Origin of the sequence: Chryseobacterium lactis, from assembly GCF_003815875.1 — a bacterium.
GTDB classification, from domain to species: domain Bacteria; phylum Bacteroidota; class Bacteroidia; order Flavobacteriales; family Weeksellaceae; genus Chryseobacterium; species Chryseobacterium lactis.
In genome coordinates, this window is record NZ_CP033924.1 from 929,111 (window position 1) to 952,088 (window position 22,978).

Annotated in this window: 21 protein-coding genes and 1 pseudogene; 15 read left to right on the top strand and 7 right to left on the bottom strand. The window is 36.3% G+C overall.

From position 1 onward, the window contains the following. Nucleotides 1–4 precede the first annotated feature (4 nt). Both EG342_RS03960 and EG342_RS03965 read right to left on the bottom strand, forming a co-directional pair. A complete protein-coding gene (locus EG342_RS03960; protein ID WP_103288514.1) occupies nt 5–955 on the bottom strand; it encodes an MlaD family protein in 951 nt (316 codons plus the stop codon). 128 nt (nt 956–1,083) lie between these two features. Continuing rightward, a complete protein-coding gene (locus EG342_RS03965; RefSeq protein WP_103288515.1) occupies nt 1,084–3,237 on the bottom strand; it encodes a peptidylprolyl isomerase in 2,154 nt (717 codons plus the stop codon). Nucleotides 3,238–3,497: 260 nt separating this feature from the next. Here EG342_RS03965 and lon point away from each other — a divergent pair, with 260 nt between their 5' ends. Together lon and EG342_RS03975 are read left to right on the top strand one after the other, a co-directional pair. Continuing rightward, on the top strand, nt 3,498–5,903 hold the full coding sequence (gene lon / locus EG342_RS03970) for an endopeptidase La (protein WP_103288516.1): 2,406 nt from the start codon (nt 3,498–3,500) through the stop codon (nt 5,901–5,903). Between the two features lie 205 nt (nt 5,904–6,108). Continuing rightward, nucleotides 6,109–7,221, top strand: a complete 1,113-nt coding sequence (locus tag EG342_RS03975; RefSeq protein WP_103288517.1) for an AI-2E family transporter — start codon at nt 6,109–6,111, stop codon at nt 7,219–7,221. Nucleotides 7,222–7,375: 154 nt separating this feature from the next. Here EG342_RS03975 and EG342_RS03980 read toward each other — a convergent pair whose 3' ends face one another. After that, on the bottom strand, nt 7,376–7,630 hold the full coding sequence (locus tag EG342_RS03980; protein WP_103288518.1) for a hypothetical protein: 255 nt from the start codon (nt 7,628–7,630) through the stop codon (nt 7,376–7,378). A gap of 148 nt (nt 7,631–7,778) precedes the next feature. Here EG342_RS03980 and EG342_RS03985 point away from each other — a divergent pair, with 148 nt between their 5' ends. Further along, complete coding sequence (locus tag EG342_RS03985; RefSeq protein WP_103288519.1) at nt 7,779–8,156, top strand: DoxX family protein; 378 nt, start codon at nt 7,779–7,781, stop codon at nt 8,154–8,156. A gap of 91 nt (nt 8,157–8,247) precedes the next feature. Here EG342_RS03985 and EG342_RS03990 read toward each other — a convergent pair whose 3' ends face one another. Continuing rightward, entirely contained in the window at nt 8,248–9,606 is a 1,359-nt protein-coding gene (locus tag EG342_RS03990; protein WP_103288520.1) for an acyl-CoA dehydrogenase family protein, read from the bottom strand. A 207-nt stretch (nt 9,607–9,813) separates the two neighbouring features. Between EG342_RS03990 and EG342_RS03995 the strand changes: the two genes are divergently transcribed. The 11 genes and pseudogenes from EG342_RS03995 (at nt 9,814) to EG342_RS04045 (ending at nt 19,967) form a co-directional block, all read left to right on the top strand. Then, nucleotides 9,814–10,725 carry a DUF4349 domain-containing protein gene (locus tag EG342_RS03995; protein ID WP_103288521.1) on the top strand — a complete coding sequence of 304 codons (912 nt, stop codon included), beginning with the start codon at nt 9,814–9,816 and terminating at the stop codon, nt 10,723–10,725. 155 nt (nt 10,726–10,880) lie between these two features. Beyond that, nucleotides 10,881–11,756: a TraB/GumN family protein gene (locus EG342_RS04000; RefSeq protein ID WP_103288522.1), complete on the top strand. Its 876-nt coding sequence runs from the start codon at nt 10,881–10,883 to the stop codon at nt 11,754–11,756. Nucleotides 11,757–11,779: 23 nt separating this feature from the next. Then, a pseudogene (locus EG342_RS04005) lies at nt 11,780–12,291 on the top strand (RNA polymerase sigma factor). Further along, nucleotides 12,281–12,886 (top strand): hypothetical protein, encoded by a 606-nt coding sequence (locus tag EG342_RS04010; protein WP_103288523.1) that lies wholly within the window; start codon nt 12,281–12,283, stop codon nt 12,884–12,886. The pseudogene EG342_RS04005 and the gene EG342_RS04010 overlap by 11 nt, the downstream one beginning before the upstream one ends. 206 nt (nt 12,887–13,092) lie before the next feature. Next, nucleotides 13,093–14,736 carry a glucose-6-phosphate isomerase gene (pgi, locus tag EG342_RS04015; protein ID WP_103288524.1) on the top strand — a complete coding sequence of 548 codons (1,644 nt, stop codon included), beginning with the start codon at nt 13,093–13,095 and terminating at the stop codon, nt 14,734–14,736. Nucleotides 14,737–14,772: 36 nt separating this feature from the next. Further along, entirely contained in the window at nt 14,773–15,657 is an 885-nt protein-coding gene (locus EG342_RS04020) for a bifunctional 5,10-methylenetetrahydrofolate dehydrogenase/5,10-methenyltetrahydrofolate cyclohydrolase (protein WP_103288525.1), read from the top strand. A 7-nt stretch (nt 15,658–15,664) separates the two neighbouring features. Further along, a complete protein-coding gene (locus tag EG342_RS04025; RefSeq protein ID WP_103288526.1) occupies nt 15,665–16,294 on the top strand; it encodes a 7-carboxy-7-deazaguanine synthase QueE in 630 nt (209 codons plus the stop codon). A gap of 42 nt (nt 16,295–16,336) precedes the next feature. Continuing rightward, complete coding sequence (locus EG342_RS04030; protein ID WP_103288527.1) at nt 16,337–17,707, top strand: exopolysaccharide biosynthesis polyprenyl glycosylphosphotransferase; 1,371 nt, start codon at nt 16,337–16,339, stop codon at nt 17,705–17,707. Between the two features lie 97 nt (nt 17,708–17,804). Beyond that, nucleotides 17,805–18,557: an MlaE family ABC transporter permease gene (locus EG342_RS04035; protein WP_103288528.1), complete on the top strand. Its 753-nt coding sequence runs from the start codon at nt 17,805–17,807 to the stop codon at nt 18,555–18,557. Continuing rightward, a complete protein-coding gene (locus EG342_RS04040) occupies nt 18,557–19,372 on the top strand; it encodes an ABC transporter ATP-binding protein (RefSeq protein WP_103288529.1) in 816 nt (271 codons plus the stop codon). The genes EG342_RS04035 and EG342_RS04040 overlap by 1 nt, the downstream gene beginning before the upstream one ends. After that, nucleotides 19,356–19,967 carry an outer membrane beta-barrel protein gene (locus tag EG342_RS04045; protein ID WP_103288530.1) on the top strand — a complete coding sequence of 204 codons (612 nt, stop codon included), beginning with the start codon at nt 19,356–19,358 and terminating at the stop codon, nt 19,965–19,967. The genes EG342_RS04040 and EG342_RS04045 overlap by 17 nt, the downstream gene beginning before the upstream one ends. A gap of 39 nt (nt 19,968–20,006) precedes the next feature. On the opposite strand, the gene EG342_RS04050 is transcribed toward EG342_RS04045, so the two are convergent. Both EG342_RS04050 and EG342_RS04055 read right to left on the bottom strand, forming a co-directional pair. Next, nucleotides 20,007–20,318: a lipopolysaccharide assembly protein LapA domain-containing protein gene (locus EG342_RS04050; RefSeq protein WP_103288531.1), complete on the bottom strand. Its 312-nt coding sequence runs from the start codon at nt 20,316–20,318 to the stop codon at nt 20,007–20,009. 87 nt (nt 20,319–20,405) lie between these two features. Further along, nucleotides 20,406–21,212 (bottom strand): M48 family metallopeptidase, encoded by an 807-nt coding sequence (locus tag EG342_RS04055; RefSeq protein WP_103288532.1) that lies wholly within the window; start codon nt 21,210–21,212, stop codon nt 20,406–20,408. Between the two features lie 106 nt (nt 21,213–21,318). On the opposite strand from EG342_RS04055, the gene EG342_RS04060 reads away from it, so the two are divergent. Continuing rightward, nucleotides 21,319–21,867, top strand: coding sequence for a DUF4251 domain-containing protein (locus tag EG342_RS04060; protein ID WP_103289257.1), 549 nt, complete (start codon nt 21,319–21,321; stop codon nt 21,865–21,867). On the opposite strand, the gene meaB is transcribed toward EG342_RS04060, so the two are convergent. Then, the gene (gene meaB, locus EG342_RS04065; protein WP_103288533.1) at nt 21,864–22,856 is read right to left on the bottom strand and encodes a methylmalonyl Co-A mutase-associated GTPase MeaB; all 993 of its coding nucleotides are present in this window, start codon (nt 22,854–22,856) and stop codon (nt 21,864–21,866) included. The two genes, EG342_RS04060 and meaB, sit on opposite strands and share 4 nt — an antisense overlap. Between the last annotated feature and the right edge of the window lie 122 nt (nt 22,857–22,978).

Genomic DNA, 22,978 nt, shown 5'->3' on the forward strand with positions numbered 1-22,978 from the left:
CGTATTAGTCTTTATTGTTTTTACCGAAAACCGAAAAATTAATATATCTCTTAGGGTTTGCCTTCATATCTTCAACCAATGAATTCAGATTGGAAGATGCTGAATTCAGATTATTATAAAGTTGGTCATCTTTCATCAGTTTTCCTAAGCTTCCTTCTCCTTTATCGATCCCTCCAATTACCTGATTGAGTTTTCCAACTGTTGCATCCAGGTTGGCAATTGTAGCATTCAATTGTTTGGTATCAATACTTTCTGCAAGATTCCCGTATTTATCAAGTGTCACCTTTCCGCTTTGCATAGTAAGGCTTGCATCATCCAATACTTTCTGAAGTTTTGGATCATTATGCCCAACCAGACTATTTACATTTCCGGCAGTAGTTTGCAATGCACCCACTGTTTTATTAAGATTTGACAACAAGGCTTTCACTTCGGCTCTATTTTGCGCATCTACAAGCAGATTGGCATTCGCCATCAAAGAATCTACTCTGTGTAGCACCACTTGCAATTGGTCTTTTACCGGTCCTACCTGAGAAGAAAGGCTTCCCAACGTTCCCAATTTGAAAGACCCTTTCAAGGTATCTCCGTCTTTTGCTGTAGCCCCACCATACATTAGGTTTACTCTCATTTCTTTACCGGACATTAATCCCGGTTCAAAAATTTCGAGAGTAGAGTTTTTTGAAAATTCGAATTTGTTGTCGATGGTAATTTTTACGACAAAACTGATCTTACCGTCTTTTGCGGTTTGAGGAATGATCTTATCTACCTGCCCTACCTTCAATCCGTTAATAGAAACGGCTGAAGACTGTGCAAGACCTTCCACATTATCATATTTTGCATAAAATATATTGTCGGTAGTAAAAAGGCTTTTCCCTTTCATAAATTGAAACAACACTACAAAGCCTACAACGGCTAAAAGTGCGATCACACCAGCTTTTAATTCTTTACTGAACTTCACTTGCTAATTTTTTTCTAATAAGCAAATATAGTACATTTTAAATAAATCTTTCCCTTTATTATTCTGCGTTAAATACAAAAAAAAGCGACAAAAAAATTTGTCGCTTTTATATTCGTGAAATGAATTTCTTATTGATGCTGATTTCCCAGCTTGTTCCAGATCTCAATTCTATAATCTTCGATATCTGCATTGTCCTGAAGACTCTTCATCCAAGCCTGTCCGAACATTCCTGCATTTCTTTGAGTAATAGACTCTGTGAACTGCTTAAGATCTCCAGGTTGTTTGTTTACAGTTTCTGATTTTTTGATCAAAACATATACTCCTGTTCCTCCTTCAACCGGATTCGAAAGTTTACCTTTCGCAACACCGAATGCTGCACCGGCAACTTTAGGTTCCATAGCTCCAGCTACTGAAGGGTTTAACATATTCACCTGAGCAGATTGTTTTGAAGTAGCAAATAATTTAGCAATCTGATCTAAGTTAGAAGCTTTAGCTGCTGCAATTTTATCAGAAATTTGTTTTGCTGCCAATTTATTTTTAACGATAACCTCAATCTGATCTCTTACAGATTCAGGATCAGCAAGACCTGCTTCTTGTTTTCCGTTCAGATATACTATAATTTTATCTCCTGTTCCTTCTACGGTAAAGAATTCTGTATCTCCCTTAGATCTTTTCTTATCAAAAGCCCAAGCTAAGATTTCTCCGTCTTTTTCAGTACCTAAGCCCTGAAGCTGACCATCAAATCTTTTTGCATTCTTTGGATTAGAGAACTGATAGTTATCTTTTTTAGCAATATTCACGAAATCGTTGAATGATTTCCCTTGAACCTGCTGAATGAATTTTCTTGCTTTTTTATCCGTTTCAGCCTCTGTAGCATCTGAAGGCTTAATTTCTTTTATAAGATTGGCAACCTTATACCCCATTGAACCGGATTTTTTATCTTCAATGTTGATGATGTGATAACCAAACTGTGTTTCTACAACACCTGTAGCTCCTTTAGGATTATTAGCAAGGTAAGTTAAAAACTCAGGTACGAAAGGCGTTTCCGGAGTCGTCCAACCTAAACTACCACCTTGTGCTGCAGAGTTTGGATCATTAGAAAGCTTAAGGAACTCTGCAAATTTAGCAGGAGTTGCTTTTACAATAGCTCCGATAGAGTCTGCTAATTTCTTAGCTTGTTCTTTAGATCTTGTTACTCCTTCTCCAGCAGGACTTCCCTTGAAAGCAATAAGGATATGTCTTGATAATGTAGAATCAGAAGTCTTTTTACCTACAAGTTTAGAAACTACATAGAAGTTTTGCTCTTTGTAAGGTCCAAAAGTCTGGCCTATCGCTGCAGTAGCGATCTGACCTTGTATTGTTGCAGGCAATTGAGTAGGTTTTACATACTGAGGATTGAAAGGCATATCAGAATTTGCCATCACAAACATCGAATCATTCTTCGTGTTCTGGAAATTTTCTGCACCTCCACTAGCATCTGTACCTCCAGAATATAGTTTATTAATTTCCTTCATCGCCGCAGCATCATCTGTTGCACTTGGCTTAGAAGGGAAATAAACGATTCCTATGTTTCTGCTTGGCTCAGCTTTGAACATTACAGGGTGTTTTTTGATGTAATCTGCAAGATCTGATGTGCTCACATTGATCTTCGTTTTCTGAAGATAGGCAGCATAATCAACTTTTACGAAGTCGATATCAGCAAGCTGATCTCTCTGCTTCATCATCTCTTCAGCTTCTTTTTTCCCGGTTGTAATACCTGCTGAAATATTTGTAAATACCTGTCTTGCCATCAATCTGTATTCAATAGTCTTTCTTGTTTTCAACCATTGAGTATATCCTTGAGGATTGGTATTTTTTAATGTTTCAATTTCTTTCTTAAGCTCTTGAGTTTTAAAATTACCTTTCTCATCAAAGAACTGTTGGTTTTGAGCAAACATCTGATCGTACTGGATCTGACTCCAGAAGTAATCGTCAGTCATTTCAAAGCCCAATTTTTCAAATTGTTGTTTGATAAGCTTAGATTGTACAAGTAACTGCCATGCCTGCTCTTCAAGACCATTTTTTGGACGACCTTGTTGTTCAGCCTGCTGCTGCAACACGAAAAGTTGATCATTGAACTCTTCGCGGGTGACTTTCTCACCGTTTACTTTTCCTAAAACGTCAGGATTTTTACCAAAAACCTTGTCGATACTATCGGGGTTCACAAGGAACGCCAAAAGCGCTAAGGCTATTACTCCCATTAAAAGCCAAGGCTTACTCCTAATCTGTCCTAAAATTGCCATTTTATAAATTATAGTTTTTTATCAGTTTGCGAAAATACACATTTTTAAGAAATTACAGAAACAGAAGTCGTTTATTTTAATTTTAAATCGCAAAGATTATTCAAAAAAGGAAATTTTGGCCATATTTTTTAGCAAAAAACAAATGGCATAAGTATTGTGCATTCTTACACATTATAATATGCCACACGTTTTCAGGGCTTATTATAAAAAATCAATTTAACGTTTAAAAACGAAAATGACAATTTGTCATTCGATTAATTATGACAGAATTCGAAGATATTAGTTTAGAGGAAATGATCAGCGATGGATTTGATATCGTAACTGAAGAAATCAATCTTTCCGACTTTGCGGAAACTGATCAAAATTCCGAACAGAAAATATTCCCAATACTTCCTGTAAGAAATATGGTCATGTTCCCCAATGTGGTGATTCCTATTACGGCAGGACGAAAAAACTCGATACAACTTCTTGAAGAAGCTCAGAAAAATGGAGAATTTGTAGGAATTGTAAGCCAGAAGAATTCAGATGTTGAGCAGCCTACCGAAAAAGATATTTATACAACCGGTACTCTTGCAAAGATCATTAAAATTATAAAACTTCCTGAAGGCAATATTACAGCCATTACCAAAGGATTTCATCGATTTAAGATTAAAAAAGTTCTTGAAAACAAACCGTATTTCAGAGCTGAAATCTCAAAATTAAAAGATACCAGACCGAAGAACCAGGAAGAATATGAAGCTCTTCTGGAAAACATCAAGGAGCTTGCTCTGAAGATCATCGAACTGGATCCTAATATTCCTAACGCAGCTAATTTCGCCATCAAGAACATCAACAATAATGATGATTTGTTGAATTTCATCTGCACTAATGCCAGTTTCCCTTCTGTTGAAAAACAAAGGTTACTGGAGGAAAAAAGTCTGATCGAAAGGGCCAACAAATGCTATGAAATGATGCATGAGGACTTCAGAAAACTGGAATTAAGAAACCAGATTCACCAAAAGACTTCCAAAGATCTTGATAAGCAGCAGAGAGAATATTTTCTGAACCAGCAAATCAGAACGATACAGGAAGAATTAGGTGGAGGTACTGAGGGTGATGTTGAAGATCTTATTGCGAAGGCTAAAACTAAAAAATGGAATCAGGAGGTAGAAGATCACTTCCAGAAAGAAATCAACCGTCTGCAACGTCAAAATCCTAATTCACCGGATTATAATGTTCAGAGAAATTATCTGGATTTCTTTACAGACCTTCCTTGGGAGACTTATACTAAAGATGTTTTTGATATTGTAAAGGCTGAAAAAGTTTTAGACAAAGCGCATTTCGGACTTGAGGATATTAAAAAGAGAATATTGGAGCACATGGCTGTTTTAAAATTAAAAAACAACATGAAATCCCCTATTCTATTATTGGTAGGCCCTCCCGGAGTAGGTAAAACTTCTTTAGGAAAATCTATCGCAGATGCTCTTGGAAGAAAATATGTAAGATTATCTTTAGGAGGTCTTCATGACGAAAGTGAAATTCGCGGACATAGAAAAACGTACATCGGAGCGATGGCGGGAAGAATTCTTCAATCCATCAAAAAATCAGGAACATCCAATCCGGTAATTGTTTTGGATGAGATTGATAAAATCGGACAGGGTCTTCATGGGGATCCGAGCTCGGCATTGCTTGAAGTTCTTGATCCTGAACAAAATAAATCGTTTTACGACAACTTCCTTGAGATGGGCTATGACCTGTCGAGAGTGATGTTCATTGCAACAGCCAATTCGCTATCAAGTATACAAACGCCACTTTTGGACAGAACTGAAATTATCCAGATTGCAGGGTATACATTAGAAGAAAAAATTGAAATTGCCAAAAGGCACTTAATTAAGAAACAGCAGGAAGAAAATGGTCTGGATACTAAATCATTTAAACTTGGAAATGCTGAACTTAAGCATATCATTGAAGCCCACACTTCTGAAAGTGGAGTAAGAACTTTAGAAAAAAGAATTGCTTCCATCGCAAGATGGGTAGCTTTACAGACAGCCCTGGTAAAGGAATATGACTCAAAAATTTCACTTGAAAAAGTAGATGAAATTCTGGGTGTACCAAGACCGAAAAGTTTATCTGAAATCACCGGAGTTCCCGGTGTTGTAACAGGATTAGCCTGGACAAGTGTTGGTGGTGATATTCTTTATATTGAAAGTATTTTAAGTAATGGTAAAGGCACTTTAACCATGACCGGTAATCTGGGAACTGTGATGAAAGAGTCTGCAACAATTGCCTTAGAATACATCAAAGCCAGACATGACGAGTTGGGAATTCCACAGGAAGAGCTGGATAAGAAAAATATTCATGTGCATGTTCCGGAAGGCGCGACTCCTAAAGATGGCCCATCAGCAGGTATTGCCATGTTAACCTCAATGGTGTCTTCATTTAAAAATAAAAAAATTAAGCCACACCTTGCAATGACCGGTGAAATTACTCTTAGAGGAAAAGTACTTCCTGTAGGTGGAATAAAAGAAAAGCTTCTCGCAGCAACAAGAGCGGGAGTGAAAGATGTAATTCTTTGTGAAGCCAACAGAAAAGATGTGGAAGAGATCAAAAAAGATTATTTAAAAAATCTGAAGGTGCACTACGTAAGCAGAATGGAAGAGGTCATCGACATCGCCATTGAAAAATAAACAACTTATAACATATTAACTTCTCAATAAAGAAATACGTCCTGATAATCGGGGCGTATTTCTGTTTTATACATGAAAACTGCGTATTTTCTATTAGCTGGAATAAAATTTGATAAACTAAAAGAAAAAATCAACCTAATTGGATAAAAAATTTTCCAATTCAGAAGGGTTTTCTTATTTTTATTCCACCTGCAGATTTTAGATTATGAATTTTCTTAGACTCCCTTTTCTTGTCAAGCTGACGCTCGTTGTTGTTTCCATCATCGGGATAGGCTATCTTTTAGTTTTAGAGCAGACCATTATAGCTCCGTTCTTCTTTGCATTCCTGATGGCGATGCTGTTTTTACCGGCCGCAACTTTTATGGAAAGAAGGCTAAGATTTCCGAGATCTGTATCCACAATGACCTCAGTTTTCATTATGTTGATTATTTTAAGTGGTATTATCTACTTTTTCACCAATCAACTGTCTGATTTCAGTAAAGATCTTCCTCATCTGAAGGAACAGTTTACTACAGTTTTCAATAATTTGCAGCATTGGGTATCCAAAACTTTCAATGTCAAAGTTGACGAGCAAGTAGACTACATCAACCAGGGGGTCAATAAATTACTATCTTCTTCGGGCGCTATTTTAGGCTTTACTTTTGGAATATTTTCAACTGGATTTGGCTTTATTATCTTCTTTACCCTGTTTTTTATCTTTATTTTAAATTACAGAAGATTATTAAATAATTTCATTGTCACTGTTTTTAATGAAAGACATAAAGCCAGCGTACAGGAAGCCGTAACTGAAATCCGGATCATGACTAAAAAATACATTTTCGGACTTTGTCTTCAGGTGATTATTGTATCTATTCTTACGTCTATTCTTTTGACGGTTTTAGGAGTAAAATATGCCATCCTTTTGGCTGTATTGACAGGTTTACTTAATGTAATTCCGTACCTGGGAATCTTTATGTCCCTGATTATTTCCTGTTTCATTGCATTTGCCACGGCTAGCCCTTCAACATGTATCTATGTTGCTATCGGGTATATCGGCATTCATGCTATTGATGGAAATATCGTCCTGCCTTTTGTGGTAGGTTCAAGAGTAAAGATCAATGCCTTGTTTTCCTTTATTGGAATTCTTTTGGGCGAACACCTTTGGGGTATCGCAGGAATGTTCCTTTGTATTCCGGCTATTGCGATCATTAAAATAATTTGTGAAAGAGTGGATGATCTGAAGCCTTGGGGCAGACTTCTGGGTGAAGAAGAGAAGCCTAATAAAAAGAAAAAGAGTTATAAAATATCAAAGAATATTACGTTGAAGGAAATGGACTAGAATATGAGTAATGAGCAATCAGTAATCAGTAATGAATGATAATTGATCAATGATGATTTCATACGTTTGTTAAAGTTCCTGCTCAATTACTTGACTTGCTTTTTACATTTTAAAATAAAAAGACTGCCTTTTTCAAGACAGTCTTTCTTTATATTTATCCTGGAAGTGCACAATAAGGGCTCATTCCATTTGGACAGGTTTCTGTACAATAAATATAGGTTTGAGAATCCGGGCAATATCCTTTATCTGGTTCTTGCGGACCACCTCCGCCGCCACCTCCCAAACACGGGTCTCCCGGTGGAATTTTACAAGGACACCCTATAGGTCCGATATCACATTTTCCGATACCACCTCCTCCTTGGATTTCTCTTAAATCCGTACGGTTCAATTTTTTAAGTTTTTTTAGCATAATATTATTAGTTGAGTAATCAAATATAAACAATAATATTATCCGAAACCCAACATTAACCTATCATTAACATTAATTGATTGTTTTTATTTAAAAATAATTAAACAAATGCTATTTTTATTTTACATTTGATATAAAATCGTTAATTATGAAAATCGTAAAATTCATTCTTTGTCTCCTTTTCGGACTTATGTTTATTAATGCAGGATTGAACAAGTTTTTTAATTATATGCCCATGGAGAAACCTACTCCGGAGCAAATGAAACTTTTCGCTGCATTCGGAGAAATCAGCTGGCTGATGCCTTTAGTTGGTGTTGTAGAAGTAATCGGTGGATTATTGTTTATCTTCCCAAAAACAAGAGCATTAGGAGCTATTGTTATTTTACCGGTCATGGTAGGAATTGTTACCCACGTTTTCACTATGGATAAATCTCCAATGGGAATGAGCATCGCAGGGATTATGTTTTTGATCAACATCTGGATCATTATTGACAACAGAGAAAAATATAAAAACCTGGTAAGCTAGTGTTTTATAAATGGTCAATAGTAAAGTAAATGAGCTGCAATTTTAGAAATTAACCAGCAGAACAAGTTTCACTATTGACCATTATCTTTATTTATACAAAAGCGCTGAATCCTGTAATCGATCGTCCTACGATGAGCGAATTAATTTCTTTTGTTCCTTCATAAGAATAAATAGCTTCGGCATCTGCAACAAATCGGGCAACGTCATACTCCAGCAAAATTCCATTTCCGCCCAGGACTTCTCTTGCTCTGGATACAATATCACGGGTTCTGAGGGTACAGAAAACCTTAGCCAGAGAAGCATGCTCATCTTTTAAAATTCCTTCATCCTGCATTTCAGAAAGCCTGAAAACCATTGTCTGCATGGCGGTAAGGTTGGACAACATTTCTACCAGATGCCCCTGTATCATTTGAAATGAAGCAATAGGTCGTCCAAACTGTTCTCTTTTTCGGGTATAATCTAAGGCACTTTCGTATGCACCTCTGGCACAACCCGTAGCCATCCAGGCGACTCCTGCCCTTGTCATCCGAAGAACTTTTCCGGTGTCTTTAAATGAATTGGCATTTTGTAAACGATTTTCTTCTGTAACCAGGCAGTCTTTAAGAGTAATTAAACCATTCTGAACAATTCTTAATGCCATTTTTCCTTTAATCTTCTCCACAGAATATCCGGGATTATCTTTTTCTACAATAAAACCTTTTACTTCTCCACTATCCAGATCTCTTGCCCAGATAATGATAAGGTCTGCGAAAGTGGCATTTCCTATCCATTTTTTCTGGCCGTTAAGAATCCAGCCGTCAGCCGTTTTTTTGCAGGTCACCGTAAGGCCGCCAGCTGCTCCTGAACCTACTTCCGGTTCTGTAAGGCCAAAAGCTCCGATTTTTTCAAACTTCTGCATCTGTGGAAGCCACTTTTGTTTCTGTTCTTCTGACCCGCAGATATAAATTGAACCCATTGCCAGCCCGGATTGCACTCCGAAAAAAGTTGCAATAGAAGCATCAATTCTGGCCATTTCCATCGCAATAACACCTTCCATTAAAAAGGGCATTCCCGGACAACCGTACCCTTCATAAGTAACTCCGCAGATATTTAGTTTTTGAAATTTCGGAATCAGTTCAAAAGGAAATTCATCTCTGAGCCAGTAATGATTCACCAGGGGTTTCACTTCTTTTTCCATGAATTCTCTTACTTTAAGCTGAATCTCTCTTTGCTCGGGAGACAGCGTATGGTAGATATCATAAAAATCACCATCAATAGGAGGAAGCTCTTTCTTTTTTTTATTTGGATCAAGCATTTTTACCAAGCCGGCAAGCTGTTTATCATCCAGTTTTGAAAAGTTATTCATCAGTTTTGGTAAATCCACTTTTTGAGAAATGGCGCTTAACTGATCAAAATCTATTGAAGTAAATAATCCGATCGCGTTTCTTATTTTGGAAAAAGTATTTGACATAATGATATATTGTGATTTTGGTTTGTAAAAGATAAGCAAATTCTGCTCCGAAAACAAGTTGGAAACAATACTTCCGTTTTACAAAAAACTCATTTACAACCAATTAAAGGGAAATATTTTCTTTACAATTTTTTTACTTCGGATTTTCAAATATTACAAAGGATCCTTCCGGAACTTTGACTCAAGCAAAACATAAACATCTACACTATGAAAACTACTTACCGCACATTATCATTATCTGCTCTTCTTCTATTGGGAATTTATTCTTGTAAAAAAGGAGAAGTCGCTTCAACTGAACTTCAGTCTTATGGAATTACAGATTCCACGGTAGCTATTGCATCAGACAGTATTTCATCTGTTGCCGGTATGAAAGTAAAAGATAAACAATTTGTTAAGACCGCAGATGTCAACATGGAAGTTCAAGATGTATACAACACCACTATTTCTATTGAGAAATCGGTTCAGGAACTTGGTGGGTTTGTAGTCAAGAGCAACCTGCACAGTAATGTTACCTCAGAAGACACTTATAATACTTCAAACGAGCATGCTATGCTGATAAAAAAATATCAGACGGAAAACACCATGCAGGTAAGGGTTCCTACTGAAAAGCTAGCTGACCTCTTAACATTGATCAACAATAATAAACTATTCCTCAACTCCAGATCTATTACTGCGGAAGATGTAACAGCAAATATTAAATATTCCGAATTGGAAGGAAAAAGAACTCAGAAGACTTCTGAAAATATTGCCCAGCTCAAGACCAACAAAGACAAGGTAGCATTGGATGATAGTAATATGTCTGAAGGAAATCTTCAAAAATTATCCACCATGAATATGGCAGATGATCTGAAGTACAGCACTGTCGACATCTATATCAAAGAACCAAAGTTCCGCATTGCTGAAATTGCAATTACCAATACCAATACTATAGACAACAAATATAAATACAACTTTATCTATGATGCTAAAGATGGCTTTGTTTACGGCTTCTATCTGATCCAAAGAATTATAGTGGGGCTTATTACTATCTGGCCACTTGTATTAATTGCCCTGGCGCTGATCTATTTTTTAAGAAAAAGAAAAATGACAAAATCTGAACAATCCAACCTCAAAGAATAAAAACTATCCTAACCAAATGGTTATCATCATAATTTTAGATTTTACAACCTCCTGTTTTCGGGAGGTTTTTATTTTTTTGAAAAAAAACTGTAACGAATATAATGCTCCTCTTACCTACTATTTAAAAGAATAAAAAAAAACAAAAAAATAATCCTATGAAAAATTTAATTAAGCTTGCCTTTGCAGCACTACTATCAATAAGCTTTACCAATGTAAAAGCACAAAATAAGAACATCGGAAATAACAATAGTCTGCTCTGGGAGGTTTCCGGAAACGGACTTTCCACGCCGTCATATATTACCGGAACTTTTCATATCTTATGCAATAAGGATTTTGAATTAAAGGATAAAGTACTGAAAGCTTTACAAAAATCCGGCACCGTTGTCATGGAAATCAATTACACAGACCCTGAAGAGATAAAAACCTTGCAAAAAATGTATCAGGCCGACAAGAAAATATCTGATCAGTTGTCTTCGGATGAAGCCAGAGAGCTGGATAAAATACTTGCTGATTATGGTACCAATTTGAAGAGTGTAGACCAATCCAGCCCGCAGGTCCTCTATTCTCTTCTGGCCACTAAAGCAATTCCTTGTCCGCAAACTGAAATAAAGCTTTATGAAATGGAACTTCTTCAGAATGCTATTAAAAATAAAAAGAATATCAAAGGACTGGAAAAGGTAAATGATCAGATGAAATCCATCAACGAAGCCTATGACCTGAAAAGTACAATTGCACAGCTCAAATTGGGTAAAGAGTATGAGGTTTTGTTTAAAAAAATGATCACAGCTTTTAAAAACGAAGACGCACAATCTCTTTATACATTATTTAAAGATGAAAGATTCATGAATAGCCAACAGGAAAAAGCCATGCTTACTGACAGAAACAAAAACTGGGTAGCCGTAATGCCAGCCATGATGGAAAAAGAAGGCTCTTTTTTCGCAGTGGGAGCCTCTCATTTAATGGGTGAAAATGGCATCATTCCTCTATTGCAATCAAAAGGATATACCGTGAAACCTATATCAAGCTTATAGTAATTAATAAACCATGAAATATTGTGAGTAACCCAAATGAAAATGCCTTTTTAAAGCTTGTGAACCAACACAAAGGCATTTTTTATACAAAGCCTCCAGAATCTATGCGGATTCTATAGAGGATCGGGAAGACCTGCAACAGGAAATTCTTATTCAACTCTGGAAATCTTACCAAAATTTCAAGGGAAACAGTGAGTTTTCTACATGGATGTACCGTGTTGCCATCAATACTGCTATTACCTATTTAAAAAAGGAAAAACAACGTTCCGGAAATCACACGGAGGCTCCGGCTCATTTTGAGGTACAGCAGGAAGATTATAATTCTACAAAGGATAAACAGCTAGAAGTCTTTTACAGTGCTGTTCAGGAATTGAGTTCTTTAGAAAAAGCCGTTATATTCTATTTCATGGAAGGGCTCTCACATAAAGAAATCGGAAACAATCTTGGACTAAGCGAAGGCAATGCCCGTGTAAAACTCAACAGAACAAAAGAAAAAATACAGCAAATCATCAAAAAAATACGTTATGAATTTTGATCAATTAAAAGAACAATGGAATAATGAAGCCAGTGACATCAATATTCCCAACACGATAGAGCAATTGAAGGAATCCAAACATCCTGTTGCAACCATTCAAAAGAATATGAAAAAGGAATTTCCACTACAGATCCTCTCTATAATTCTGATCGCCTTTTTTCCTTTTATGCTTAAATTTCCATCTTCCCAATATTTAATTTACTATGTATCCTATACTATGATGGTGGTTATTTCCTCTTATTATATGTTTGGATTTTATAAATTTTACAAACAGGCAGAATTTTATACAGGAAATACAAAAAATAGTCTCTGGAAAATTTATCACGAATTAAGACTTAATATGGAAAGATACCAATCTTTCGGATTTCTTTTATTACCGCACTTCCTGATAGCAATTGGCTTAATGATTTATAACCTTTTGGCCGAAAAAGGCAAATCATTAGCTACATTATCTGATATAATGCAAGTATCCGTCATCATAGGAGCTCTTATAGGCACCTTCGCCTATGTAGCAAGTATCGTCTTCTACACAAAACTCATCTACGGACAAAGTGCAAAAAAACTGGAAAACATACTGAATGAGATGGATGAATAGCGTTTAAAACAATTTCAGTACCCTATTTTACTTACAACCTCGGAGATCATCTGAGGTTTTGTTTTTTAAAAAATCGTTATTTATCATCTTCAAATTTAATTGAGGTTTTATTTTTCCTTAAATTTGCAGATCAGAAATAAAATAGTATGGATGTAAAGAAATTCTAATCCATTACTTTCTATTCTGAACAATAAAATTCCCTACCTATGCTATCAAAAATAAATCCTATACAAACCAACAGCTGGAAAGCACTTGATGAACATTTCGGAGGAAATGATTTTGACTTAAGAACACTTTTCCAGTATAACCCAAATCGTTTTTCAGAATTTTCTTTGCAAAAAGACAACTATCTTTTCGATTATTCTAAAAATCTGATCGATTCACGAACTAAAGAGCTTTTATTGAATCTGGCTGAAGAATGCCAGGTAAAAGATGCTATTTCTAAAATGTTCTCCGGAGATAAAATCAACGAAACAGAAGGAAGAGCTGTTCTACATACCGCATTGAGAGATTTTTCTGATAAAGAAATACTGGTTGATGGTGAAAATATTAAGCCACAGATCAAAAGCGTTCTTGACCATATGAAATCCTTTTCAGAGGAGATCATATCAGGAAGTCACAAAGGATTCAGTGGAAAAGAGATTACCGATGTGGTCAATATCGGAATCGGAGGTTCAGATTTGGGGCCTGTAATGGTTTGTTCGGCTTTAAAGCATTTTAAAACAAGATTAGATGTACATTTCGTTTCCAACGTAGATGGAAATCATATTGCAGAAGTGGTTAAAAACCTAAATCCTGAAACAACGCTTTTCATCATTGCTTCTAAGACGTTTACCACTCAGGAAACCATGACGAACGCAAATTCTGCAAAAGACTGGTTCCTGAAAGCTGGAAAACAAGAAGATGTAGCGAAGCATTTTGTTGCTTTATCTACTAATATTGAGGAAGTTAAAAAGTTCGGGATTGCAGAAAAAAATATTTTTGAATTCTGGGATTGGGTAGGCGGAAGATATTCTCTTTGGAGTGCTATCGGCTTAAGCATCGTTCTGGCTGTAGGACATGAAAATTTCGAACAGCTTTTAAAAGGAGCCTATGATACCGATCAACATTTTCAAACTGCCGAATTCTCTGAAAATGTTCCTGTTTTAATGGGACTTCTGGGAATCTGGTATCGTAACTTCTATGCGGCGACAACGTATGCCATTCTTCCTTATTCTCAATATTTAGATAGATTTTCCGCTTATCTTCAACAAGGAGATATGGAAAGCAACGGAAAATGTGTGGACAGAAACGGAGAATTTGTAGAATACGAAACCGGGCCTATTATCTGGGGAGAACCCGGAACAAACGGACAACATGCATTCTATCAGTTGATCCACCAGGGTACAGAATTGATTCCGGCAGATTTCATTGCCTATACAAAAAGTGCTAATGATGTTTCTGACCACCAGGAAAAACTGTTGGCGAACTTCTTTGCACAAACAGAAGCACTTGCTTTTGGTAAAACAGAAGAAGAGGCAGAAGAAGAACTTAGAAATTCCGGTAAATCTGATGAAGAAACAGATCGCTTATTGAATTATAAAGTCTTCCATGGGAATACACCAACTAACTCTATACTATTCAAAGAATTAACTCCATTTTCATTAGGACAGTTAATTGCTATGTATGAGCATAAAATATTTGTACAGGGAGTGATCTGGAATATTTTCAGTTTTGATCAGTTTGGAGTAGAACTAGGAAAAGTTTTAGCCACTAAAATTCTTCCTGAACTTATAAATAATGAGAAAGTAACGTCTCATGACAGTTCTACCAATGGTTTGATCAATTATTATAAGGAATTCAAGAAGTAAAAAGTAAATAAATCTAATAAAGTAATAAAAGTAAAAATGGCAGAAATTCTTGACGGACTGAAAGTATCCAAAGAAATAAAAGCAGAGATCAAGGTTGAAGTAGACAAGATTCTTGAAAGCAAAAGAAGAGCACCTCATTTGGTTGCCATTCTTGTTGGGAACAACGGGGCAAGTAAAGCTTATGTAAATGCTAAAGTAAAAGACTGTGAGGAAGTAGGATTTCAATCCAGCTTAATTAAATTTCCAAGCACCGTTTCAGAATCTGAATTATTGGAAAAAATTGATGAGCTGAATAAGTCTAAGGCGGTAGATGGATTTATCGTTCAGCTTCCATTACCTGATCAGATTGACCAGGAAAAAATTATCAATGCAATTGATCCAAGAAAAGATGTGGACGGTTTCCACCCTGAAAACTTCGGGAAAATGGCATTGGAAATGGATACCTTCCTACCGGCTACTCCTTTCGGGATTTTAACATTATTGGAAAGATATAATATTGAAACAAAAGGAAAAGACTGCGTAATTATCGGGAGAAGTAAAATTGTAGGAAGACCAATGAGTATTTTGATGGGAAGAAAAGACTTCCCCGGAAACTCTACCGTAACTCTTACACACTCCTATACAAAGGATATCGAAGAATATACTAAAAAGGCTGACATCGTAATTACAGCGCTTGGAGATCCGCATTTCTTAAAAGGAGATATGGTAAAAGACGGAGCAGTAATCGTTGATGTGGGTATTACAAGAGTAGATGATGACTCACCAAAAGGATATCACCTTGCGGGCGATGTAGATTTTGACAGCTGTGCGGCAAAAGCAAGCTGGATTACACCGGTACCCGGAGGAGTTGGTCCTATGACAAGAGCAATGTTGATGAAAAATACCATCATTGCTTACAAAACTTCGGTCTATAACGACTAATTTTAAGATGAATAAAGAACAAGATATTTTATTAAAAGAAGGTAAAATGCTCCCTGTTATGGAGCATTTTTACACTTTACAAGGAGAAGGAGCGCACACCGGAAAAGCCGCCTATTTTATCAGATTAGGAGGTTGTGATGTTGGGTGCCATTGGTGTGATGTAAAAGAAAGCTGGGATCCTGAACTTCATCCGTTAATGAATACAACGGAGATTGCAGAAACAGCAGCCAAACATTGTAAAACAATCGTTCTGACAGGCGGAGAGCCTCTAATGTGGAACTTAGACATTTTAACTTCCAAACTGAAGGAACTTGGATGTACCGTTCACATTGAAACTTCAGGAGCTTACCCTATGAGCGGGCAGCTGGATTGGATTACGCTTTCCCCGAAGAAAACAGGATTGCCAAAAGAAGAGATTTATCAAAAAGCCAATGAGCTTAAAGTTATTATTTTCAATAACCACGACTTCGCATTCGCTGAAGAGCAGGCAGCCAAGGTTTCTGAAAACTGTAAGCTGTATCTTCAGAGTGAATGGAGCAAGAGAAATGATATGTATCCGAAGATTACTGATTTCATCCTTGAACACCCGGAATGGCAGGCTTCAGTTCAGACTCATAAATATCTGAATATCCCATAAAAATACGTACATTAGCTAGCCGTATCCGTTATACCCCGATAGATGCAGAGAATTCGATACTCTAGATACCTGAAATCGATCATTATTTTGCTTGACCTCATGGTTATTGCATCTATTTTCATATTCTTTTTTGTAAGCAGAAACGAAAGTTTAAAATACAATGAAGAAACCTGGTATCAGAATATTTTCTCTTTAGTGTTGTTATTTTTGTTTTGGGTACTTCTCAGCGGCAGGACAAAAATATACAATATCCCAAGGAACCTTACTTATACCTTGTTTCTGGAACGCCTCCTTACGCATTTCCTGTTTTTTATACTGGGTGTTCTGCTTATCGGAAAAGTAAGTAAAAATGTATTCTTCAACACAGATATTTATTGGCTTTCATTTTATCTCCTGACTTTCATTTTCCTTACGAAATCACTGATCTATTTTGTGATCAAATATTTCCGTTCTTTGGGGATCAACCATAGAAATGTAATGTTTTTAGGAGATAATGATTCTACCGAAATCCTAAAGAATATTTTTAAAAACCGTAAGGATTACGGATACCGCATATTTGATTATACCGGTTCAGAACAGAACATTCATGATTTGGTCAGCTTTTGGAAAAAAAATGGAATTCATACGCTGTTTTTATCAACAGAAAACTCCTACAATGAGGAATTTGAAACCCAAATTTTCAAACTGGCGGAAGACAATAAAATTCATATCTCATTAATTCCGAGTATTACACAAAGCGATTTTTTCCTTTATGATCTTGGATATATACAAACTCAGCCTGTTTTAAGCCAGGCGAGATACCCATTGGATTATTATTCTAATTTCCTGATGAAAAGAACGTTTGACATATTCTTTTCAGCCTTCATTTTACTTTTCATTTGCTCCTGGTTATTTCCCGTTATTGCGGTGCTGATCAAAACAACATCAAAAGGGCCTGTCTTTTTCCTTCAGAAAAGATATGGTTTTCATGAAGAGGTATTTAATTGTATTAAATTCAGAACTATGGTTGTGAACGATGAATCTACCACCAGTACTACGAAAGAAAATGATACAAGGATTACCAAAATAGGTAAGTTTTTACGAAAAACCAGCCTTGATGAGCTGCCTCAGTTTATGAACGTACTTCAAGGTAAAATGTCTGTTGTAGGTCCACGTCCCCATATGTTGTCTGTTGATAATTTCTATAAACCCAAAATCGGAAGATACAGTTTGAGAAGCATGGTAAGCCCGGGCATCACTGGTCTTGCACAGGTAAGCGGGCTGCGTGGTGATTACGGAGATGTGGAAGTGGATATGAAAAAGCGTGTTCTCGCTGACTCATTCTACGTAAGAAACTGGAGTTTTGCACTGGATCTGGTAATTATTTTAAAAACATTATTACTGGTAGTCGGAGGTGATAAAAATGCAAAATAAAGTATAAGTTAAAATTGAGATAATTTTAACATTTTCTGCCTCTCAAGTCTTAGTCTTGGCTCTGGCCTAATTCAATAAAAAAGTCTAATTTAGCACTATGTTAAAAAAGTTTTTCACAGCAGTAGGGGAATATATGATGCTTCTAGGCAAATCCCTGCAAAAACCCCAGAAAATGAGGGTTTTTTGGAAGCTGTTCATGAGAGAAATTAATGATTTGGGAGTAAATTCTTTCGGACTTGTGGTCTTCACATCAATATTCGTGGGGGCTGTAGTGGCCATTCAGATGTTCAATAACTTTGATGCATCTTCATTTCCCATTCCACCTTCATTTGTAGGATATGCAACAAAAGCAGTACTTGTTTTGGAGTTTGCACCTACCATCATCAGTTTGATTTTAGCAGGTAAAGTAGGATCCTATATTGCTTCCAGTATTGGTACAATGAGAGTTTCTGAGCAGATTGACGCCTTAGATATTATGGGAGTAAATTCTCCTAACTTTCTGATTTTCCCTAAAATAATTGCCTGTATGCTCTTTAACCCTTTACTTATTGCTATCAGTATTGTATTTGGTATTAGCGGAGGTTATATTGCAGGTATTTTAACCGGAAACTGGACTACAAACGACTACATCACTGGTATTCAAATGTATATGCCTAATTTATTTATCTATTATGCATTTACCAAAACCATCGTTTTTGCATTCATTATTGCAACAGTTCCTTCCTATTTCGGATATTTTGTGAAAGGAGGATCATTGGAAGTTGGTAGAGCCAGTACGCAGGCTGTGGTGTGGACAATGGTATTTATTATCATTTCCGAGTTAATTTTAACCCAATTAATATTAAGCTAATGATTGAGGTAAAAGATCTTAAGAAAAGTTTTGGTGATGTTGAAGTACTTAAGGGAATTTCAACCTCATTTGATAAAGGAAAGGTAAACCTGATCATTGGGCAAAGTGGTTCCGGAAAAACAGTTTTTCTTAAAAGTTTATTGAATGTTTATATGCCGTCCTCAGGAGAAATTTTATTCGATGGACGTAATGTAAATACGATGACCAGAGACGAAAAACAACATCTTCGTTCAGAAATCGGAACGGTATTCCAGGGAAGTGCTCTATTCGATTCTTTAACCGTGGAAGAAAATATTATGTTTCCATTGGACATGTTTACGAACCTGACATACCGAGAGAAAAAGAAAAGAGTTTTCGAGGTAATAGGCAGGGTACATCTTGATAAAGCGGAAAGAAAATATCCTTCAGAAATCTCCGGAGGAATGCAGAAAAGGGTTGCGATTGCCAGAGCAATTGTCAACAACCCCAAATATTTGTTCTGTGACGAACCCAATTCCGGACTTGACCCATACACATCCAAAGTCATTGATGATCTTCTTTATGAGATCACTAAAGAATACAATACGACCACCATTATCAACACTCACGATATGAATTCTGTGATGACTATCGGGGAGAAGATTGTATATCTGAGATTAGGGATCAAAGAATGGGAAGGGAATAAGGACATTCTGATCACTGCAGGCAATAAAAATCTGATTGATTTCGTTTATTCTTCAGAACTATTTAAAGAACTGAGAGAATATTTACTTGAAAATAACAAAACGATTGAAAATACAATTACAAAAATAGATGATAATGAAAAAGGTACTTAGTGTAGCGTTAATAGGGTTTTCAATGTGGGCTTCTGCTCAGATTTCACTGGCTGGTAAAGCCAATTTAATATTTCCTACTGGCTCGCCTTCATGGTCTAATATCAAAGGAACTGTGAATGATGCGATTGAAGGAACAGGTAAAAACAATGTAGGTTTCAATGTTGGGCTTTCCTTGAAAGTTGCTCTTCCTACTTCACTGTTTGTAATGCCGGAAATTTATTATACTCATTTCAAAAATGAGTTTACTACCGAGAACACTACTTTTGATGTTAAAAGTAACCGTATCGATGTTCCGGTTCTTTTGGGATATAACCTTTTAGGGAATATGTTAGGCGTTTTCGTGGGGCCTGTTGGTAGCTTTAATCTAAGCAAAGACAATACCTATAATGATTTTAAAGAAAATGCCAAAAACAACTTTACAGTAGGATACCAGTTCGGAGCACAGCTTGAAATTAAAAAGCTGATTGTAAATGCAAGATACGAAGGTGCTTTCAGTAAAGATGAAAGAAACTTTATCAACAAAGTTTCTGGTTCTGAAATCAGATACGACAACAGACCTAACTTATTTATGGTAGGTTTGGGATATAAATTTTAATTCAATATCGAAAATAACAACTGTAAAAAGCCCTCAAGTCTAGATTTGAGGGTTTTTATTTTGATTGTCCAGTTCAGCCTGACGTTTTGCAATATCAGCAGCCTGCTTTTCCAATTCTTCCTTTTCTTTCTGTAATTGCTTGAATTCCTTTTTCTTCTGTTCCGCCTTCATGGCACTTCCTTTACTTAGGTACCCTACCAATCCGCCAATGATAAGCCCAATGCCAACTCCGGCCATCATTCCCATGATGTGAGAAATTTTAATTTGCTCCACGGCAAAATCAGTTGTAAGATAAAAAAGTAAAGCAGAAACTGCTAAAAGAATAAGTCCGGTAATTGATAAACTCTTCATAATATTGTGTTTAGGTGGTTACATTAAAAAAGCCTTACCAAATTTACTAAAAATTTAATAAGGCTTTACTCAAGATTAAAATTCTAATTATATTTTTCCTCCTGCAGCCTTATAATATTCTAAAGCTTTTGGTAAATCTTTATTAATATCTGAGATTCTGGTTTCCGGACTTGGGTGAGTAGACAGGAATTCCGGCTGTCTTGAACCTGAAGATGCTCCTTCCATTCTGTTCCAGAAAGGAACCGCAGCTCTTGGATCATATCCTGCCATAGACATCAGATAAAGCCCCATTTCATCAGCTTCTGACTCCTGACCTCTTCCATACTTCAACAAGGCAACCTGTGAACCGATCGGATATACCTTCTGGAATACACTTGCCCATTGTGCATTTGAAATAGCCCCTCCAAGCAACGCTCCTCCATACTGAGCCATCATCGCCTGAGAAATTCTTTCATTTCCATGACCAGCCAAGGCGTGAGAAACCTCATGCCCCATTACTACAGCAAGTCCGTTATCATCCTTTGTAATTGGCAATATCCCCGTGTAAACAGCTACTTTTCCACCAGGCATACACCATGCATTCAATTCGCTGCTTTGAAGAAGGTTAAATTCCCAGCTGTAATTCGCAAGATCTGATGTTCTTCCAATATTTTGATAATATCTTTCCGCTGCGTTTTTGATTCTGCTTCCTACATTTACCACTCTCTTTGCATCTGCTGTTCCGGTAATTACCTTACCTTTAGACAATGTCGTTTTATATTCTTGTGCCGACATTGTTAAAATTTCTGAATTATTGGCCAGCTGTAAAGACGATCTCCCGGTAATCGGGTTAGTAGTACAGGCAACGGCCGACAGAGCAATCGCTCCAATTCCAAATAGATGTGTAAATTTCATATTTTGAGTGTTAATAATTCAACATTAACAATTTTTATTCCAAAATATTTTGGAAACAATATATTTGCATACATTTTGCTGTTTACAAGTAATAATTATGTCTATTATGAAAAAGTATATTTCACTTCTGATGATTTTTGGATTTTTGTTCCTTTTTCAAAGTTGTGCCTCACAAGGATCATTAGATTCAAAAACGGTTGATGCTTTAGTGAATTCCCAGGAACTCACATTCAATGCACAGAGAGCAAATCCAATGAATTATGATGTTATTAATGTGATGAATTCTATTCCAAACTCCACTTCCACTAGAATATTGGATCTTAATGGAGATTATACTATTGTAATGAATAAAAACAATCTGGATGTAGTACTTCCTTATTTCGGAAGGGTATTTAATCCGACTTTTGGTGATACCAGCAGCAACAGCTATAGATTTACTTCAAAAGATTTCACAGTCAATAAATCTCAAAATAAAAAAGGTACCTGGGTTTTAAGGGTCAAACCTAATGATGTGAAAAATGTTGATGAGATCATTCTCGAGATTTATTCAAGTGGCAGTGCTTTTGTTTCTATGCGAAGTAATGACAGACAGCCCATTACCTATACCGGATATGTTTCTAAAAATGTAGTAAAACAGGAAAAGGAAAAACTTTAATCCCTGTTTTCAGCGGACAAAAATTTCTCAACAAATAGCTTTGCTTCGGTACTCGGATTAGAAATCCTGTCTGAAGCATTTTTTTTGTGGATAAGATAGGCTTCTTCCACTGTATTACTTTTTTTCATTAAGGACAAAATATATTCCTGAACCCAATATTCAAAACGTTTTTCCGCTTGTAGAGTTCGAACTTCTTCAAAACGACCATCTTTCTTTTTAAGATCAATAAACTCAGAAATTTTATCATAAACATCACTCAGGCCTTCGTTTTGCAGAGCAGAACCTAGTACAACAGGAATTTTCCACCCTTTTTCTTTTGGAGGAATAAAATCCAGCGCCCGCTTTAACTCAAGTCTTGTATTTTTTGCTTTCTGAAGATTGTCCTGATCCACTTTATTGATAAAAATAAGATCTACCATCTCCATGATTCCTCGCTTTATACCCTGAAGCTCATCTCCACCACCAATGATTTTAAGAAATAAAAAAACATCGGTAATATCAGCAACCAGTACCTCGGATTGCCCCACTCCTACTGTTTCGATTAAAATATAATCATAGCCTGCAGCTTCACATATCATCATGGTTTCAAAGGTTGTATTGGCAACACCGCCTAAAAAACCGGAACTTGGGGAAGGCCGGATAAACGCATTCTCTTCTTTCGCCAATTCTTCCATCCTGGTTTTATCTCCTAAAATACTTCCCTTATTAATTGAAGAACTCGGATCAATAGCTAGAACCGCAACTTTTTTACCTTGATTAATAGCCAATCTTCCGAAACTTTCAATAAAGGTAGACTTGCCTGCTCCGGGCACTCCCGTCACTCCTACCCTGATGGAATTTCCTGTGAAAGGCATGATCTTTTTTAAAAGTTCCTCTGCCTGTATTCTGTGTTCTGCTTTTTTACTTTCAACTAATGTAATCGCTTTTGCAATCAGGCGTTTATTTCCTGATTGTATTCCTTCCATGAGCTGTTCTGTAGAAAATTTCATTGATTCAAAAGTAATAATTAAAAAGCGAATCATCAATAGTCTATGCTTAAAGGTAAAACCAAAATCAATTAGCTGGCACTGATTCGTATTCACTATTTCACATTATTTTAATTTTTATTTCT

Bases quoted from the DNA above. Each gene is read 5' to 3' on its own strand.
- EG342_RS03965 (WP_103288515.1), bottom strand. From the start codon at position 3,237: ATGGCAATTTTAGGACAGATTAGGAGTAAGCCTTGGCTTTTAATGGGA.
- lon (WP_103288516.1), top strand. From the start codon at position 3,498: ATGACAGAATTCGAAGATATTAGTTTAGAGGAAATGATCAGCGATGGA.
- EG342_RS03975 (WP_103288517.1), top strand. From the start codon at position 6,109: ATGAATTTTCTTAGACTCCCTTTTCTTGTCAAGCTGACGCTCGTTGTT.
- EG342_RS03980 (WP_103288518.1), bottom strand. From the start codon at position 7,630: ATGCTAAAAAAACTTAAAAAATTGAACCGTACGGATTTAAGAGAAATC.
- EG342_RS03985 (WP_103288519.1), top strand. From the start codon at position 7,779: ATGAAAATCGTAAAATTCATTCTTTGTCTCCTTTTCGGACTTATGTTT.
- EG342_RS03990 (WP_103288520.1), bottom strand. From the start codon at position 9,606: ATGTCAAATACTTTTTCCAAAATAAGAAACGCGATCGGATTATTTACT.
- EG342_RS03995 (WP_103288521.1), top strand. From the start codon at position 9,814: ATGAAAACTACTTACCGCACATTATCATTATCTGCTCTTCTTCTATTG.
- EG342_RS04000 (WP_103288522.1), top strand. From the start codon at position 10,881: ATGAAAAATTTAATTAAGCTTGCCTTTGCAGCACTACTATCAATAAGC.
- EG342_RS04010 (WP_103288523.1), top strand. From the start codon at position 12,281: ATGAATTTTGATCAATTAAAAGAACAATGGAATAATGAAGCCAGTGAC.
- pgi (WP_103288524.1), top strand. From the start codon at position 13,093: ATGCTATCAAAAATAAATCCTATACAAACCAACAGCTGGAAAGCACTT.
- EG342_RS04020 (WP_103288525.1), top strand. From the start codon at position 14,773: ATGGCAGAAATTCTTGACGGACTGAAAGTATCCAAAGAAATAAAAGCA.
- EG342_RS04025 (WP_103288526.1), top strand. From the start codon at position 15,665: ATGAATAAAGAACAAGATATTTTATTAAAAGAAGGTAAAATGCTCCCT.
- EG342_RS04030 (WP_103288527.1), top strand. From the start codon at position 16,337: ATGCAGAGAATTCGATACTCTAGATACCTGAAATCGATCATTATTTTG.
- EG342_RS04035 (WP_103288528.1), top strand. From the start codon at position 17,805: ATGTTAAAAAAGTTTTTCACAGCAGTAGGGGAATATATGATGCTTCTA.
- EG342_RS04040 (WP_103288529.1), top strand. From the start codon at position 18,557: ATGATTGAGGTAAAAGATCTTAAGAAAAGTTTTGGTGATGTTGAAGTA.
- EG342_RS04045 (WP_103288530.1), top strand. From the start codon at position 19,356: ATGAAAAAGGTACTTAGTGTAGCGTTAATAGGGTTTTCAATGTGGGCT.
- EG342_RS04050 (WP_103288531.1), bottom strand. From the start codon at position 20,318: ATGAAGAGTTTATCAATTACCGGACTTATTCTTTTAGCAGTTTCTGCT.
- EG342_RS04055 (WP_103288532.1), bottom strand. From the start codon at position 21,212: ATGAAATTTACACATCTATTTGGAATTGGAGCGATTGCTCTGTCGGCC.
- EG342_RS04060 (WP_103289257.1), top strand. From the start codon at position 21,319: ATGAAAAAGTATATTTCACTTCTGATGATTTTTGGATTTTTGTTCCTT.
- meaB (WP_103288533.1), bottom strand. From the start codon at position 22,856: ATGAAATTTTCTACAGAACAGCTCATGGAAGGAATACAATCAGGAAAT.